At 70.7% G+C, this 15,650-nt stretch carries 14 protein-coding genes and 1 pseudogene; 5 read left to right on the plus strand and 10 right to left on the minus strand.

What is annotated here, in order from left to right:
* Window positions 1-12: 12 nt before the first annotated feature.
* The 3 genes from folP to purH form a co-directional block, all read right to left on the minus strand.
* Window positions 13-2,457 (minus strand): dihydropteroate synthase, encoded by a 2,445-nt coding sequence (gene folP, locus NGM10_RS04630; RefSeq protein ID WP_253482312.1) that lies wholly within the window; start codon window positions 2,455-2,457, stop codon window positions 13-15.
* A gap of 189 nt (window positions 2,458-2,646) precedes the next feature.
* A complete protein-coding gene (locus tag NGM10_RS04635) occupies window positions 2,647-3,222 on the minus strand; it encodes an SHOCT domain-containing protein (RefSeq protein WP_253482315.1) in 576 nt (191 codons plus the stop codon).
* Window positions 3,223-3,335: 113 nt separating this feature from the next.
* Window positions 3,336-4,952 (minus strand): bifunctional phosphoribosylaminoimidazolecarboxamide formyltransferase/IMP cyclohydrolase, encoded by a 1,617-nt coding sequence (gene purH, locus NGM10_RS04640; protein ID WP_253482317.1) that lies wholly within the window; start codon window positions 4,950-4,952, stop codon window positions 3,336-3,338.
* Between the two features lie 168 nt (window positions 4,953-5,120).
* Here purH and purB point away from each other — a divergent pair, with 168 nt between their 5' ends.
* The 3 genes from purB to NGM10_RS04655 are packed head-to-tail and all read left to right on the plus strand — an operon-like array spanning window position 5,121 to window position 7,518.
* Window positions 5,121-6,515, plus strand: a complete 1,395-nt coding sequence (purB, locus tag NGM10_RS04645) for an adenylosuccinate lyase (RefSeq protein WP_253482319.1) — start codon at window positions 5,121-5,123, stop codon at window positions 6,513-6,515.
* 21 nt (window positions 6,516-6,536) lie between these two features.
* On the plus strand, window positions 6,537-7,025 hold the full coding sequence (locus NGM10_RS04650) for a hypothetical protein (RefSeq protein ID WP_253482321.1): 489 nt from the start codon (window positions 6,537-6,539) through the stop codon (window positions 7,023-7,025).
* A 52-nt stretch (window positions 7,026-7,077) separates the two neighbouring features.
* The gene (locus NGM10_RS04655) at window positions 7,078-7,518 is read left to right on the plus strand and encodes a DUF7979 domain-containing protein (protein WP_253482323.1); all 441 of its coding nucleotides are present in this window, start codon (window positions 7,078-7,080) and stop codon (window positions 7,516-7,518) included.
* A gap of 30 nt (window positions 7,519-7,548) precedes the next feature.
* Here NGM10_RS04655 and NGM10_RS04660 read toward each other — a convergent pair whose 3' ends face one another.
* From NGM10_RS04660 to dapA, 7 genes and pseudogenes are all read right to left on the minus strand, one after another.
* Window positions 7,549-7,734 (minus strand): hypothetical protein, encoded by a 186-nt coding sequence (locus tag NGM10_RS04660; protein ID WP_253482325.1) that lies wholly within the window; start codon window positions 7,732-7,734, stop codon window positions 7,549-7,551.
* 82 nt (window positions 7,735-7,816) lie between these two features.
* Window positions 7,817-8,911: a M20/M25/M40 family metallo-hydrolase gene (locus NGM10_RS04665; RefSeq protein WP_253482327.1), complete on the minus strand. Its 1,095-nt coding sequence runs from the start codon at window positions 8,909-8,911 to the stop codon at window positions 7,817-7,819.
* Window positions 8,912-8,913: 2 nt separating this feature from the next.
* Window positions 8,914-9,777 carry a diaminopimelate epimerase gene (dapF, locus tag NGM10_RS04670; protein ID WP_253482328.1) on the minus strand — a complete coding sequence of 288 codons (864 nt, stop codon included), beginning with the start codon at window positions 9,775-9,777 and terminating at the stop codon, window positions 8,914-8,916.
* Window positions 9,774-11,018 carry a diaminopimelate decarboxylase gene (gene lysA, locus NGM10_RS04675; RefSeq protein ID WP_253482330.1) on the minus strand — a complete coding sequence of 415 codons (1,245 nt, stop codon included), beginning with the start codon at window positions 11,016-11,018 and terminating at the stop codon, window positions 9,774-9,776. The genes dapF and lysA overlap by 4 nt, the downstream gene beginning before the upstream one ends.
* 2 nt (window positions 11,019-11,020) lie before the next feature.
* Complete coding sequence (locus tag NGM10_RS04680) at window positions 11,021-11,854, minus strand: 2,3,4,5-tetrahydropyridine-2,6-dicarboxylate N-succinyltransferase (RefSeq protein WP_253482332.1); 834 nt, start codon at window positions 11,852-11,854, stop codon at window positions 11,021-11,023.
* A pseudogene (gene dapB / locus NGM10_RS04685) lies at window positions 11,851-12,686 on the minus strand (4-hydroxy-tetrahydrodipicolinate reductase). Before dapB ends, NGM10_RS04680 begins: the two are co-directional and overlap by 4 nt.
* A complete protein-coding gene (dapA, locus tag NGM10_RS04690) occupies window positions 12,683-13,591 on the minus strand; it encodes a 4-hydroxy-tetrahydrodipicolinate synthase (RefSeq protein ID WP_253482333.1) in 909 nt (302 codons plus the stop codon). The pseudogene dapB and the gene dapA overlap by 4 nt, the downstream one beginning before the upstream one ends.
* Before the next feature lie 270 nt (window positions 13,592-13,861).
* Between dapA and NGM10_RS04695 the strand changes: the two genes are divergently transcribed.
* Entirely contained in the window at window positions 13,862-14,503 is a 642-nt protein-coding gene (locus tag NGM10_RS04695; protein ID WP_253482334.1) for a metallophosphoesterase family protein, read from the plus strand.
* A gap of 641 nt (window positions 14,504-15,144) precedes the next feature.
* On the plus strand, window positions 15,145-15,642 hold the full coding sequence (locus NGM10_RS04700) for a LabA-like NYN domain-containing protein (RefSeq protein WP_253482335.1): 498 nt from the start codon (window positions 15,145-15,147) through the stop codon (window positions 15,640-15,642).
* The last annotated feature ends 8 nt before the right edge of the window (window positions 15,643-15,650 follow it).

A 15,650-nucleotide genomic window follows, 5' to 3' on the forward strand; every position in this document is an offset into this window, starting at 1 on the left:
GCGTCGAGGGCTCTACTCCTCGAACCACTCCGGGTCGTCGGCCGCCTCGACCGCCCGGACCGCCGCGGCGTTCTCGGCCACGTCGTGGACCCTCACGATGTCGGCCCCGCGCTCGGCGGCGATGGTCGTCCCCGCGACCGTCGCCGCGGTCCGGTCGCCGTCCTCGCCGATGAGTCCGAACATCGACTTGTGGGAGTGGCCCACGAGGACCGGACACTCCAGCGCGTGGAACTCGTCGGTCCGGCCGAGGAGTTCGAAGCTCTCGGCGCTCGACTTGCCGAAGCCGAGTCCGGGGTCGACGATGATTTGCTCGCGGTCGAGGCCCGCCTTCTCGGCGAGCAGGACCGTCTCCTCCAGCTGGTCGATGGCGTCCTCGACCACGTCGTCGTAGCGGACCTCCCTGCCGGGCACCACCGGCGCGTCGATGCTGTGCATCACCACGATGGGGGCGTCGTACTCGGCGGCGACGAACCGCATCTCGGGGTCCTCCAGCCCCGACACGTCGTTGAGGAGGTCGGCCCCGGCGTCGAGGGCGGCCCGCGCGACCTCGGCCTTCCGGGTGTCGACGGATATCATGGCGTCGAGGTCGGCGACGCGCTCGATTACGGGCACCACCCGGTCGATCTCCTCCTCGACCGGAGTCTCGTCGGCTCCGGGCCGGGTGGACTCGCCGCCCACGTCGACGATGTCAGCGCCCGCCTCGACCATCTCCTCGGCGCGCGCGACCGCGTCCTCGATTCGCTCGTACTCCCCGCCGTCGTGGAAGCTGTCGGGCGTGACGTTCAGGACGCCCATCACGGCGGTCCGGTCCTCCCACGGGTAGCCCCGCCGGTCGGGGCTGGTGCGGATGCCCAGCGCCTCCCGGAGTTCGTCGGCGAACACCGACAGGCCGTAGGGCTGGCCGTCGAGCTTCCCGGCGAGGCGCTTGAACTGCGCCAGCGTCCCCATCAACACCACGTCGACGTTCTCGTCGTCCTGCTCGTTGACTCCCGAGAGCGCACACTCCCCGCCGAGGCTCAGCATCTCCTCCTTGAGGTAGCGCGCCTGCCGGGTCCGAACTCGGCTCTTGAGGACGCGGTGGACAGCCTTGCCGCGCATCCGCCACACGCCGGGGTCGGTGACGTGGCTATCTTCGAGCGCCTCGCGGGCGTCGTCGAGGTTCCGGATGCGCTTGGGTATCTCGGCGCGGGTCCACCGCGAGCGGGCCTCCGCGACGCCGTACAGCGACCCGGTCACGAGCACGAAGTCGTCGGCGTTCGCGGCGTTCAGGGCGTTCTCCAGCGCGCCCTCGACCGAGTTCCGGGTGAGGACCTCGCCCGCGCCCGACTCCTCGAACACCCGGGCCAGCACCGCCTCGTCCTCCGCGCGGTCGATGTCGGGCTGGCACGCCACCACCCTGTCGGGGGTCGGGAGGGCCTCGGCCATCCCGCGGAGGTCCTTGTCGTGCATCGCGCCGACCACGAGGTGGAGGTCGTCGTAGTCGCCGTCGAACTCCCCGACGGTCGCCGCGAGCGCCGCGCACGCGCCGGGGTTGTGTGCGCCGTCGAGGACCACGAAGGGCGACTCGCCCATCACCTCGAACCGGCCGGGCCAGTCGGCCTTCCGGAGGCCGCGGGCGAGTTCGTCCTCGCTCACGTCGGCGACCTGCCGGGCGAGCGCCGCGGCGACCCCGGCGTTGCGGGCCTGATACTCACCCAGCAGGGGAATCCGGGTCTCGACCGACCAGTCGGGACCGGTCAGCGAAATCGCGGCCTCGGTGTGGTTGGTCCGGCCGCCGTACTCGACCCGAACGTCGGCCTCGACGTCTTCGCCCACCCGAACGACCTCCCCCGCCTGCTCCCCGACCGCGGCGAGCGCGTCGCCGGTCGTCGCGGTCACCAGCGGCGCGTCGGCGGGCGCGACGTGGGCCTTGTCGCGGGCGATCTCCTCGACGGTCTCGCCGATGATGCCGGTGTGTTCGAGCGTGACGCTCGTGACCGCGCTCGCGACCGGGTCCACCACGCTGGTGGCGTCGTACTTGCCGCCGATGCCGACCTCCAGAATTGCCACGTCCACTCCCTCGCGCCCGAAGTGCCAGATCGCGAGACCGGTCATCACCTCGAAGAAGGTCGGGGCGTCGCCGTCGGCGGCGCGGTCGTTGACGTACTCCCGGACCGACTCGACGTACTCGACGACCGCGGCCTCGGGAATCTTGCGGCCGTCCACCCGGACGCGCTCGCGCACGTCGTCGAAGTGCGGGGAGGTGTACAGTCCGACTTCGAGGCCCGCCTCCCGGAGAGCGCGCTCGGTCATCCGGGCGGTCGAGCCCTTCCCGTTCGACCCCGCGACCTGCACGAAATCGACCGCCTCGTGGGGGTCGCCGAGGTGGGCCAGCAGGTCGGCCGTCGACTCCGTCCCCGGCTTGGGCCGGAAGCGACGCAGGTCGAACAGGAAGTTCGCCGCCTCGTGGTAGTCCATGTCTGGCTGAACAGACGCGGCCCGCTTTAGCGTGTCGGAACCGACCGTTTCCCCTACCCGGGACCGACCGTTTCCCCTACCCGGAACCGACAGTTTCCCGCGCCCGGGACCGCGCCGTCGGCGCGGTCCCGGGCGGTCGCGCTCGAATCGACGTGGCGAACGCCCGACCCGGCCCGAGCGAGCGCCCGGTCATCGCTCGAACTCGCGGTCGAAGTTCCGCGACTCGCGGCCGCGTTTCCGCGACTCGCGGCCGCGTTTCGGCGACGAGCGCCTCCGGCGCTCGTCGCCGACGCCTCGCTCGTCGGGGTCGCCCTCCTCGACCAACAGCGTCTCCAGTCGGCGCTCGTACTCCCACTCGGTCATCTCGCCCTCGACGTACGCCCGCTTGAGGTCGGCGAGTCGCTCCTTGTGGGTGGGTTCGAACCGCTCGGCGAGGCCGAACTCCCGGGCGTCCTCGGAAACGCGCTCGACCAGTCGGGCGACTCGGGCGAGTCGCTGGCTCCGGGGCATCGACGCCCGGCGAACCGCCGCGACGGTCGTCGCGACGAACAGCGCGACCGAGAGGACGCCGACGAGCATCAGGCCCGCGACGAACGGCGCGGCGGCCTCGACGGCGACGAACAGCGGGGACGCCCCGCTGGCCGCGCTCGCGAGCGCGGCCGCCACCGCGAGGAGGCCGAACGCCGTGAGTCCGACGATGACGACGAGCGAGGTCAGGAATCCCGCGAGGAGGAGCGTGACCGTCCGGTCGCGTAGCGGTCCCATCGACCGATAGTAGGGCCCGACCGTACTTGATTCGTTCTCCCCTCGGCGCGCTGTCGTGTCCGGTCGTCGGGGCCCGTGGCGTCTTCCGAGCTTCAGCCACTCCTTCGCTTCGCTCAGTCGTGCCGGAAGCACCGCGTTCCGGTGAACACCATCGCCATGTCGCGTTCGTTCGCGGCCTCGATGACGTCGTCGTCGTTGACCGACCCGCCGGGCTGGACGACGGCCTCGATGCCCGCCTCGGCGGCGGCCTCGATGGCGTCGGGGAAGGGGAAGAACGCGTCGCTGGCCATCACCGCTCCCTCGGCGGTCTTGCCCTCGGCGTCCTTCTCGGCCTTCATCTTCGCGATTTCGACGGCGTCGACCCTGGAGACCTGCCCCGCGCCCACGCCGACCGTCTCGGTCCCCGTCGCGAAGAGGATGGCGTTGGACTTGACGTGCTTGATGGTTTGCCACGCGAACAGCAGGCTCTCGTACTGGTCGTCGGTCGGCTCGCGGTCGGTGACGACTTCGAGGTCCTCGCGGGTCGGAGCCTGCAGGTCGCGCTCCTGCACGAGAGTCCCGCCCACGAGGTCCTTCTCGGTGGTCGCCTCGGTCCGGTCGTCCAGCGCGCCGGTTTCGAGGACTCGAAGATTGTCCTTCTCGAACAGCGCGTCGAGCGCCTCGTCGGTGTAGCCGGGCGCGACCACGACCTCCTTGAACGAGTCGATTATCTGCTCGGCGGTCGCGCGGTCGCACTCCCGATTCAGGGCGACGATGCCGCCGAACGCGCTCTTGGCATCGGTCGCGAGCGCGCGGTCGTAGGCATCCGCGAGCGTCTCGGCGGTCGCGCACCCCGCGGGGTTGGTGTGCTTGATGACCGCCGCGGCGGGCCGGTCGAACTCCTTGACCAGATTCAGCGCGGCGTCGGCGTCGTTGTAGTTGTTGTACCCCATCCCCTTCGCGCCGTCGTTGCGTTGGGGCGCGTCGACCACGCTGGCCTCCTCGCACGTCGCGTCGGCGTACAGCGCGGCGTCCTGATGGGGATTCTCGCCGTACCGCAGGTCGGCCGCGCGGTCTCCGGTCTCGACCCGCCGGACGGGGAAGGTCCCGTCCTCGTCGCCCTCGATTCGGACCGCTCCGGCGTCGAGGTCGACCTCGGCGCGACCCTCGGCGAACCACTTGACAGCGCGGGGGTAGGCTTTGAACTCGCCCTCGTAGAGCACCCGCTGTTTGAGCGAGTCGCGGTCGTCGCCCTCGTAGACCGGCACGGGCTCTTGGGTGACGACGGGGCCCGCGTCGACCTCCGACTCGACCACCTCGCCCGCGTCGTCGGTGGCGTCGGTGACGACGTGGACCGTGCAGCCGGTGACCGAGACCCCGGCGTCCAGCGCGTCGCCCCACGCGTCGGTCCCGGGGAACGACGGGAGGAGCGAGGGGTGGACGTTGAGCGTCGTCGGAGCCGAATCGAGGAAGGCGTCCGAGAGGATGCGCATGTAGCCGTCGAGGCAGACGAGGTCGAAGTCGTAGTCGTCGAGCGCGTCGAGGACCCGGCGCTCGTGGTCGGCGCGGTTCTCGTCGCCGCCCAGTTCCACGACCTCGGTCGGAATCCCGCGCTCTTCGGCCGCGTCGAGCGCGGGCGCGTCGGCGTCGGTGGTCAACACCACAGCGAGTTCGGCACCGCCGGGCGCGAGGTCGGCGATGTGCAGGAGGTTCCGGCCGCGGTTGCCAGCCAGTCCGGCGATTCGAGTCATACTTCGACGAGCGCCCGCGCCGACAAAAGTCCTTGCGATTGCGAACCGAGATATATCCACGTACTTGCATAGCATCGGGGAAGTACGGCGGTCAGAGGGCGGGCTATATGCACGGGTGTGCGTCTTCCGACCGACACGCTTTTGCCCCGCGGCCGGGCACTCACACGCATGAACCCCCTCTACGCTGTCTCGCCGCTCGACGGCCGGTACGCCGGACGGACCGAACCCCTCCGCGAGTTCGCCAGCGAGGCCGCGCTCGTGCGCGCTCGCGTGCGAGTCGAAGTCGAGTACCTGATCGCGCTGGCCGACCTCGACGCCACGCCGCTCGAAATCGGCGAGCGAAACCGCGAGTACCTCCGGACGCTCTACGAGGAGTTCGACGAGGACGACGCCGAACTCGTCAAGCAGATCGAGACCGAGGGCTACGGCGACTACTCGGCGACCAACCACGACGTGAAGGCGGTCGAGTACTTCGTCCGCGAGCGCATCGCCGACCCGAAACTGTCACACGCCGTCCCGTGGATTCACTTCGCGCTCACCAGCGAGGACGTGAACAACCTCGCCTACCGCCTGCTCGTTCGGGGCGCGGTCGAGGAGGTCCTCCTACCCGAACTCCGCGAGGTCGGCGAGTTCCTCGCCGACCTCGCGCGCGAGCACCGCGACGTCCCGATGCTCGCGCGCACCCACGGCCAGCCCGCGACCCCCACCACCTTCGGCAAGGAGATGGCCGTCTTCGCCTCCCGGCTCGGTCGGGCCATCGGCCGCGTGAAGTCGGCCCGCGACGGCCTTCAGGGCAAGCTCGCCGGGGCGTCGGGCACCTACGCCGCCCACGTCGCGGCCTACCCCGACGTGGACTGGCCGGAGTTCGCCCGCGAGTTCGTCGAGGGGCTGGGCTTCGAGCAGGCCCCGGTCACCACGCAGGTCAACCCCTGCGACGACCTCGCGGAGCTGTTCGACGCCCTGCGGGGCGCGAACAACGTCCTGCTCGATTTGGACCGCGACGCGTGGCGCTACGTCAGCGACCGCTACCTCGGTCAGGAGGCCGCCGCGGGCGAGACCGGCTCCTCGACGATGCCCCACAAGGTCAACCCCATCGACTTCGAGAACTCCGAGGGGAACCTCTCGAAGGCCAACGCCGACCTCGTGTTCCTGGGCGACTACGTCACCTCCTCGCGGCTCCAGCGCGACCTCTCGGACTCGACCGTGAAGCGCAACATCGGGGCCGCCTTCGCCTACTGCCTGCTCGGCTACGCGAAACTGCAGGACGGCCTCGGCAAAGTCGCCCCCAACGAGCAGGTCATGCGCGAGGACCTCGATTCGACCCCCGAGGTCATCGGCGAGGCGGTCCAGACCATCCTCCGACGCGAGGGCCACGACGACGCCTACGAGCGCGTCAAGGACCTGACTCGGGGCCAGCGCGTGACCTTGGCCGACTTCCGGGACCTGTTCGCGGAGTTGGACGTGGACGAGGACACCCGCGAGGAACTGATGGCGCTGACGCCCGCGGGGTACACGGGCGTGGCGGCCGGGATGATAGATTCGGTCGCCGAAAGAGATATGTGAACTCGAAATCACGTCGAACGTATGGACGAGTTGGGCCACCTGGCGCTGTTTCTCGTCGGATTCCTCCTGATCGTCGGCGGCTTCGTGGTCGGCATCGGCGCGTTCGAGTACGAGGTGGTCGCGCTCGAAGAGGTCGAGGGGTCGCCCGACGGCATCCGGTTCGTCGAGAACGAGTCTCACACCTTCTCGGCGACCGACACCACCATCGTCCGCGTGGAGTACGAATCGCTCTCCGAGCGCGACCGGGAGATGCTCGACCGAGTCCTCGCGGGCGAGCGCGTCGTCCTGCGGACGCGCGGGCAACTCCCCGGCAAGTACGGAACGAAGGGGCGGTTCGCGGTCGAGCGCGACGGGACGACCCACCTCGTCGACCGGCGGCTGTTCTTCAACTGGCGGACCCCGTTCGGGGCGGCGTCACTCGCGATGGGTGCGGTCGGCCTCGCGGCGATGTCCGAGGCCATCCGGCGCAGACACTTCCCCCATCGGTCGGTGTTCTGGACCCGCCGGTGACCCCCGCCGACCCGGAGAAAGACTTACCTAAACGAGACGATAACTCCGGAGCGTGACCGAGACTGCGAACTACCTGCTGTTCTTCGCGGGCGTCTTCCTGCTGACCGCCGCCACCGTGGTCGGCGTCGGCGCGTTCGAGTACGAGGTGACCTCGCTGGGCGTCGTCGAGGAGATTCCCGACGACACCGAGACCCTCGTGGCGTACGACCGCCTCCCCGAGCGCGACAGGGCCGTCGTCTCGCGGGCCATCGACGGCGAGCGATTGGTCTTCCGGGACCCGAGCGCCCTGCCGGGCGAACCCGAGCGCAGGGGAAAGCTCGCGGTCACCCGCGACGGCGAGACCCACCTCCTGACGCGGCGGGTCTTCTTCAATCCCAGAACCTCGTTCGGAACCGCGTCGCTCGCGATGGCGGCCGCCGGACTCGCGGCGCTGTCGGAGTCGGTCCGCCGCCAGCACTTCCCCCACCGCACGGCGTACTGGGCGCGTCGCTGAGCCGGTCGGTTCGGCGTCCCGCGCTCGGCGTCAGTGCCCCCAGAAGCCGACCAGAAAGAGCGCCGCGACGAGTCCGGAGATGCCGAGGAGGTACGGCCCGACGGTCGACAGCGTCCCGACCGTCGCGGCCCCGACGAACGCCGCCGCGACGAGGAGCGCGGCGGCGGCGAAACCGGCCGTCGGAGCGCGCGTCCCCGGGGCCGCGTCCGGCGTCATGTCCGGAGAGTGAAGCCCACGGGTGATAAATCCGCCCGTTCGCGTTCGGCCCCCGGGCGAGAGCGCCCGGGGCCGAACGCGCTCACCCCAGCAGGGCGTCCAGCGCGGCCTCGACCGCCTCGGCCGCCCGCTCGACCGCCGAAATCCGGACGTACTCGCGGGGCGCGTGGGCGACCGCGCCCTCGTCGTCGGCCAGCCCGCCCGGCCCGAACACGACCGTCGGCGCGACCGCCGCGAAGTAGGCGGCCTCGGTCGCCGCGGTGAACGGCCGGACCGCGCCCCCGCTGGCGTCGGCGAGCGCCCGGACGACCTCGGCGTCGGCGGGCGTCTCCCACGCCTCCAGGAACGGCGTGTCGCGCTCGGCGAGCGAGACCGAGACGCCCGCGTCCTCGGGCGCGCGACCCCGGAGGTGGGCTTCGAGCGACGACCGGAACCCCTTGGCGGTCTCTGGCGGGACGCTCCGGCGGTCGACGACGACCGAGCACGTCGCTGGCACCTGGTTCGTCGCGTCGCCGCCCGCGACGGTCGTCGGGGTCAGCGTCGGTGCCCCCAGCGCGTCGTGGACGCCCGGGGAATCGTCGCGGTCGTCAAATGTGTCGAACGCCGCGAGCAGGTCGCCCGCCGCGCGAATCGCGTTGACGCCCTCGTGGGGTTCGGCGGCGTGGGCGTTCTCGCCCTCGACCGTGACGGTCGCCTGGAACCGACCCTTCGCGGCGTTGCAGACGTCGAGTTCGGTGGGTTCGCCCACGACGACGGCGTCGGGCACCGGGTCGAACGAGAGCGCGTGGGCCCCGGTCGACCCGGTCTCCTCGTCGGGCGTTACCGCCAGCGAGACACGCCCGCGCTCGACGGCGGCCCCGAAGAAGGCCGCGAGGAGGGCCGCGAGCGGGCCCTTGGCGTCGCAGGCCCCGCGACCGCGAATCACGTCCCCGTCGCGCGAGAAGGGGACGTGGGGCGGCACGGTGTCGATGTGGGTGTTGAGGACGACGTGGGGGCCCTCGCGGCCCGAGTCCCGGACCGCGAGGGTGTTCCCGGCCTCGTCGACGCGGGCCTCAATGCCCCGGGATTCGAGGGTCTCGACCAGCAACTCGCGCATCTCGGCGGGGTCCTCGTGGGAGGGTGTCGCCACCGCGGCTTCGAGGAAGGTGACGGGGTCGAAGCGCTCGCTCGCGGTCACGCTCACGCCTCCCCGACCCGGCGCGGCTCCGGGGTCGAGGCCACCTCGCCCTCGAACTCCCGGACGGTCGGGCCGGTCAGGGTCGCTCGGCCGTTCCGAAACGCCACGTCGAGACGGCCGCCCGGCGGGTGGACCGCGACCGAGCTCCCCCGGAGTCTGCCGAGTCGGCGTGCGACCGCCGCGATGGCGACCGCGCCGGTGCCACACGAGCGCGTCTCGCCCTCCACCCCGCGCTCGTAGGTCCGCTGGTCGAACCCGCCGTCGGGCCGGGGCGCGGCGAGATTGACGTTCGCGCCCTCGGGGAAGACCTCGGCGTGGCGAATCGCGGGCGCGACCGATTCGAGGTCGACCGCGTCCACGTCCTCGACGAAGGCGACGGCGTGGGGGACGCCGGTGTTCACCGCCGTCACTTCGAGGCCCCCGACCGCCTCGGAGACGAGGGGGGCGTCGCCGACGCCCCCCTCGTCGGCGGCGACCGGAATTGCTCGGGGCGCGAAGGTCGGTTCGCCCATCTCGATGGTGACTCGCTCGCCGTCGACCTCGGCCCGGCGGGTGCCCGCCTGCGTGTCGAGCATTATCTCGTTCGCGCCGGTCCGCTCGGCGGCCCACCGCGCCGCGCACCGCGCGCCGTTGCCGCACATCGCGGCCGTCGAGCCGTCGGGCTGGACCAGCGTCATCACCGCCCGCGGGGGCGAGAACTGGGGTTCGAGCGCGAGGAAGAGGACGCCGTCTGCGCCCACCCCCTCGCTCGCGCGGGGGTCGCAGACCGCCCGCGCGAACGCGCTCCTGTCGGGGACGTACTCGTCTGCGTCTACGATTACGAAGTCGTTGCTGGTGCCGTGGTACTTCTGGTACGCGATGCTCATTCTGAATCCTCCACTGCCGTCACGTCAGCCATCGTCTCGCGCCGCCGCGCCACGCGCGCCGAGTCGCCGTCGAGGACGACCGACGCCGGGCGGGGACGGGAGTTGTACTGGCTCGCCATCTCGTAGCCGTAGGCCCCGGCGTTGCCGACCGCGAGTAAGTCGGCGCGCTCGGGAGCCGAGAGCCGGTGTTCGCCGAAGGTGTCGGAGGACTCGCAGACGGGTCCCGCGACCGTCACCTCCCGACTCGGGCGGCCCTCGCGTTCGCCGGTGAGGTTGCGAATCTCGTGGTGGGCGTCGTAGATGGCGGGTCGCGCGAGGTCGGTCATCCCCGCGCCGACCCCGACGACCGTCGCGCCGGGGGCCTCCTTGACCGTGTTGACCCGGGTCAGCAGGACCCCCGCGTCGGCCACGAGGTACCGGCCGGGTTCGACGAAGAGGGTCGCGTCGACCTCCCCCAGCGCCTCGCGGGTCGCCGCCGCGACCGCGTCGAGGTCGAGGGGGTCCTCGTCGGGGCGGTAGGGGACGCCGAAGCCGCCGCCGATGTCCACGAATTCGAGGTCTACGGCGCGGGAACCGAGGTCGCGCGCGAGGTCGCCCATCCGCGAGACCAGCTCGCGGTGGGCCGAGAGGTCCTCGCCCGAGATGCCGCTTCCGGCGTGGGCGTGGATTCCGACGACCTCGAAGTCCTCGCGGGCGGATTCGACGAGGGAGGCCGCGTCGTCGTACGGGACCCCGAACTTCGCGTCGGCACCGGTCGCGACCTTCTCGTGGTGGCCCGCGCCGACGCCCGGATTGACTCGGACGCACAGGCGGCCGTCGTAGCCGCGCTCGCGGAGGCGCTCGACGGTGTCGGCCGCGCCCGCCGTAACCGTGACGCGAGGGTGGTCGCCCGCGACCTCGACCGCGCGGTCGAGGTCGCGGGCGGGCGGATTCACCGCGGTGTACTGGACGCGCTCGCCCGGCACTCCGGCGTCGATAGCTCGCCGGAGTTCGCCCGCCGAGGCGCACTCGACGCCCGCGCCCTCGTCGGCGAGGGCGCGGAGGACGGGCCGGGCGGTGTTGGCCTTCGCGGCGTAGTGGACCTCGGCGTCGGGGAACGCCCGGGCCATCCGGCGGTAGTTCTCGCGGGCGCGGTCGAGGTCGAGGACGTACAGCGGCGTGTCGTGGTCGTCGGCGAGGTCTGCGAGTCGGTCGGCCGACCAGTCTCCGAGCCGCCGAATCGATGGATTGTCCCCGGTCATGCTCACTCCCGGAGGGCGTCTTCGCGCTCGACGCCCTCCATCGTGGTCGCTTCGAGGTCCAGTGCGACGACCGCGGGCTTGAACGCACCGCCGTCGAAGAGGTCGTGGTCGCCGACCGACGACTCGACGAACCGGGCGAACGCCCGGCGCTCGGGCGGCAGGCGGCCGTAGACGACCTCGTCCTCCACGAGGTCGTAGACCGGAATCCGGGGCGTGAGCAGGGTGTTCTCCGCGACCACGGAGTTCTCGCCCACGACGAACCCGGAGGTCACGCGACACCCCGCGCCGAGCGAGACGCCGTCCTCGACCACGACCGGGGCGCTCTCGACGGGTTCGAGCACGCCGCCGATGAGGGTGTTGCCGCCGAGCTTCACGTCGGCACCGATCTGGGCGCACGAGCCGACCGTGTCGCAGGAGTCCACGAGCGTCCCGTCGCCGACGTGCGCGCCGATATTCACGAAGCTCGGGCTCATCACGATGCAGTCCTCGCCGAGGTACGACCCCCGGCGGAGGACGGTGCCGTCGGGGGTGTTGCGAGTGGCCCGTTCCGCGAGGTCGTCGGTCCGGCGGAGCGGGAGGACGTCGTTGTAGGTCACGCCGCCGTACTCGCGGCCCGCGGTCTCGCGCAGGCCGAAGTTGAGCAGGATTCCCCGCTTGACCCACTCGTTTGCCTCCCACTCGCCGTCGCGCTTCTCGGCGGCCCGGACCGCGCCGGATTCGAGCGCGTCGAGGAAGGCGTCGAGAGCGTCGTACTCCTCGCTACTCGCGGTGGTCGCGGTCAGGTCGCCGTCGTCGTATCGTCGCCAGAGGTCCTCGATGTCGGTTTGCAGACTCATGCTTCGTCCTCCACTACGTCGGCGAACTCGTATCGGCCCGGTCCCCGCCCGGCCACCCAGACCGCGGCGTCGAGCGCGCCCTCGGCGAACACTCGCCGGTCCCCCGCCCGGTGGGTGAGCCGAACTTCCTCGCCGTTGCCGGCGAGCAGGACCTCGTGTTCGCCCGTGACGGTCCCCGCGCGCCGGGCGTGGACGCCGATTTCGCCGGGGTCGCGTGGCGCGTCGCCCTCGCGGCCGTGGACGCGCCGGGCGTTCGCGTCGCCCGGGTCCGGCCCGTCCTCGGCGCGAGCGGCGTCGCGCGGCGACGCCGCTCGCGCGCCCTCTATTCGCTCCAGAATCGTGTTCGCGGTCCCGCTCGGCGCGTCGCGCTTGCGGTTGTGGTGGGTCTCGGTCACCTCCACGTCGTAGCCCGGCACCGCCGAGACCGCGGCTTCGACCGCCGCGAGCAGGGCCTGCACCCCCGGCCGAAGTTGGCGGCCCGCAGGACGGGCGCGCGCTCGGCGGCCTCGCCGAGCGCGCGCTCGCCCGCCTCGTCGAATCCCGTGGTACCGACCACGCTGGCGACGCCCGCCTCGGCGGCCGCCGAGACGTATTCCGGACTGCTCTCCGGGGCGGTGAAGTCCACGAGCGCGTCGGGTTCGCGCTCGTCGAGCAGTCGGTCGAGGTCGTCGGCGGGCGCGACCGGCGCGCCCGCGCCGGTCGCGCCCGCGGCCTCGTCGGGAGTTCGAGAGACCGCGAAGGCGACCGCCACGTCCTCGCGGGCGCTCGCGGCGTCGAGGACCGCCCGGCCCATCCGGCCGGTCGCGCCCGTGACGGCGACTGCGACAGTCATTGTCGTCCCTCACTCGTCCCATCCGATAACTCTCCGAGGATACCCGCAAGTTCTGCCCGATGTTCGGGCGAGAGTCGGGTCAGCGGCGACCGCAGGTTCGCGGGGCCGTAACCCCGTATCTCCATCGCCTCCTTGACCGGGATGGGGTTGGTCTCGGCGAACAGCGCGCGGAAGAGGGGCGCGAGTCGCTCGTGGAGCTCGCGGGCGCGCTCGAAGTCGCCCGACACCGCCGACTCGACCATCGCCGAGGTCCGCTCGGGTTCGACGTTGGCCGCGACGCTGATGGCCCCGGTCGCGCCCAGCGCGAGCATCGGGAGCGTGAGGAAGTCGTCGCCCGAGAGGACCGCGAAGTCCTCCTCGCGGGTGCGCTCTACGACCTCGCCGATGCGCGCGAGGTCGCCGCTCGCGGCCTTGTAGCCCGCGATATTCTCGTGGTCGGCCAGCGAGACCGCGGTCTCGACCTCGACGTTCCGGCCCGTTCGCGAGGGGACGTTGTAGAGAATCTGGGGCAGGTCGACCGCGTCGGCGACCGCCCGGTAGTGGTCCTCCATCCCCTCGGGTTCGGGCTTGTTGTAGTACGGCGAGATGAGGAGCAGGGCGTCGGCCCCCGCCTCGGCGGAGCGGCGGGCCAGCTCGACGGCCTCGCGAGTGGAGTTGCTCCCCGCCCCCGCGACCACGGGCACGTCGGCGGTCTCGGCGACCGCCTCGACCACCGCGACGTGCTCGTCGTGGGTCAGGGTCGCGCTCTCGCCGGTCGAACCCACCGGGACGAGGCCGTCCACTCCGGCGTCTTCGAGACGCCGGGCGTCGGCTCTGAGCTGGTCGAAGTCGATGCTGTCGTCGGAGTCGAAGGGGGTCGTCATGGCGGGGTACACCCCGCCGAACGGGTCGTTGGGTCGTGTCATGTGTCGTCGTCGGGAGCCGGTTTGCACGCGGTGCAGAACGAGGGATGGCCCGCGACGGGTCGCCACGCCGCCGTGGACCGGTCAGTAACCGCGTTTTGTGGCTTTCAGCCCCGCGACGACGACGGCCCCACCGCTGGCTGGCGTACCGCGGCCAACTGCAGTGGAGCCGAGCTTCATACGACATCGACCCTCGCGCGAGGACTTAGGTCTTGCGTCCTCCCCGGGACGGACGAGGGGGTTTTATCTTCCGGCCCGCCCAACCCGGTATCGATGCTCGTTCTGGGAGACGCCCACGCCGACGACCCCGACAATCGGCGCGCGCTCTTTGCGGCCTACCGGGACGCCGACGCCGACGTCGCGCTACAGCTCGGCGACCTCATCTACTACGACCTCCCGATTCCGACCTACTTCATCGCGGGCAACAACGAGGACTTCGACACCATCGAGGCCCTCCGGAACGGCCGCGTCGAGAGTTCGGGAGTGACAAACGCCTTCCTGCTCGCGGGCACCGCGGTCGAACTCGACGGGCTCCGAATCGCGGGGCTGTCGGGGAACTACGCCCCGACCCAGTACGACCGACCGCGGCCGAACCTCCAGGGCGACCGGCGCAGGCACTTCGTGCGCGACGACATCGCGCAGATCAAGCGACTGGAGGGCGTGGACGTGTTGCTCGTCCACGAGGCACCCCACGGCCTGCCCGTCGCCGAGGACTACGAGGTGGGGTGCGACCACATCGACGGAATCGTCGACGCGCTCGACCCCGACCTGTGTCTCGTCGGCCACCACCACCAGCACGCCGAGACGACGGTCGGCGACACCCGCGTCGTGGGGCTCGCGCCGGTCTGGGAGCGGTACTACACCCTCGACCCCGACACCCTCGAACTCACCGGCCACGACACGCCCTCGTCGTGAGTGGGGGACGACCGGTCCGTCATCGGCGCGGATTCGGGCCTCGAATCGAGCGACTGGTCGGTATCGGAATTCAGTCTCGAAAATCGCACGTCTCGGGGTGACGCCGGGACTGCGTTCGCCGAGCCAGCGTCTCACGGACCGTCCTGTGCCACCCCGAGCAGCGCCGAAATCCGCACGTACCAGAGTTACCGAGCGACTCCGTGCCAACCTCGAATCGGAGTCTCGTCGACGTCGGACCGCGACGACGGTAGCGGTGGACGAGGCGACCGTGACGTCGTCATCGCGGTCGATGAGTTCGGTTCGCGTGTGTCAGGCGTGTGGACGTCACCTCCGTAGGTACCACTCCGGACTGCCCACTACAAATCTTTTTCTTAGAATAACGTTGTATTCCGGTGATGTCCTAGTACTATATCCAGACCTCAATCGGATTCCAGCATGGTTGTCCAGAATATTCGGAGATAGGTGAGCATGCGACACTTCCGTAGTGCATCGATACGTCCCGAGAGACTCGGAGAGAGCCGTTCGCGGGACGAAATCGTCGGCCGACTCGTCGAGGTGGTATCGGAACGTAGCAAGTGAGCGTCACGCGACGTCGGCGAGGGGTGCCAACTTCTTTAATCTCGGAGGTTCGAACCAAACTCATGACGGAAATCCACCCGCACCAGCGGGTCGCAGTCCTCGCCGACGCCCAAAACCTCTATCACACGGCCCAGAGCGTCTACAGCCGCAACATCGACTACTCTGCGCTTCTCGAAAAGTCGGTGCAGGACCGGGAACTCACTCGCGCCATCGCCTACGTGATTCAGGCCGACAGCCCCGACGAAGAGCGGTTCTTCGAGGCGCTGGCCGACATCGGATTCGAGACCAAGATAAAGGAACTCAAGACGTTCGGCGACGGGTCGAAGAAGGCCGACTGGGACGTCGGGATGAGCCTCGACGCGGTGACGCTCGCCACCCACGTCGACACGGTCATCCTCTGTACGGGCGACGGCGACTTCTCGCGACTCTGCTCGCACCTCCGCCACGAGGGCGTCCGGACCGAGGTGACGAGCTTCGAGGAGTCGACCTCCGACGAACTCATCGAGGCCGCCGACGCGTTCGTCGACATGTCCGAGCGACCCGAGACGTTCCTGCTGTAGACCGAGCG

Origin of the sequence: Halorussus salilacus (genome assembly GCF_024138125.1) — an archaeon.
Taxonomy (GTDB): Archaea; Halobacteriota; Halobacteria; order Halobacteriales; family Haladaptataceae; genus Halorussus; species Halorussus salilacus.

Coding starts and splice junctions, on each gene's coding strand:
- folP (WP_253482312.1), bottom strand. CDS start 2,457: ATGGACTACCACGAGGCGGCGAACTTCCTGTTCGACCTGCGTCGCTTC.
- NGM10_RS04635 (WP_253482315.1), bottom strand. CDS start 3,222: ATGGGACCGCTACGCGACCGGACGGTCACGCTCCTCCTCGCGGGATTC.
- purH (WP_253482317.1), bottom strand. CDS start 4,952: ATGACTCGAATCGCCGGACTGGCTGGCAACCGCGGCCGGAACCTCCTG.
- purB (WP_253482319.1), top strand. CDS start 5,121: ATGAACCCCCTCTACGCTGTCTCGCCGCTCGACGGCCGGTACGCCGGA.
- NGM10_RS04650 (WP_253482321.1), top strand. CDS start 6,537: ATGGACGAGTTGGGCCACCTGGCGCTGTTTCTCGTCGGATTCCTCCTG.
- NGM10_RS04660 (WP_253482325.1), bottom strand. CDS start 7,734: ATGACGCCGGACGCGGCCCCGGGGACGCGCGCTCCGACGGCCGGTTTC.
- dapF (WP_253482328.1), bottom strand. CDS start 9,777: ATGAGCATCGCGTACCAGAAGTACCACGGCACCAGCAACGACTTCGTA.
- lysA (WP_253482330.1), bottom strand. CDS start 11,018: ATGACCGGGGACAATCCATCGATTCGGCGGCTCGGAGACTGGTCGGCC.
- NGM10_RS04680 (WP_253482332.1), bottom strand. CDS start 11,854: ATGAGTCTGCAAACCGACATCGAGGACCTCTGGCGACGATACGACGAC.
- dapA (WP_253482333.1), bottom strand. CDS start 13,591: ATGACACGACCCAACGACCCGTTCGGCGGGGTGTACCCCGCCATGACG.
- NGM10_RS04695 (WP_253482334.1), top strand. CDS start 13,862: ATGCTCGTTCTGGGAGACGCCCACGCCGACGACCCCGACAATCGGCGC.
- NGM10_RS04700 (WP_253482335.1), top strand. CDS start 15,145: ATGACGGAAATCCACCCGCACCAGCGGGTCGCAGTCCTCGCCGACGCC.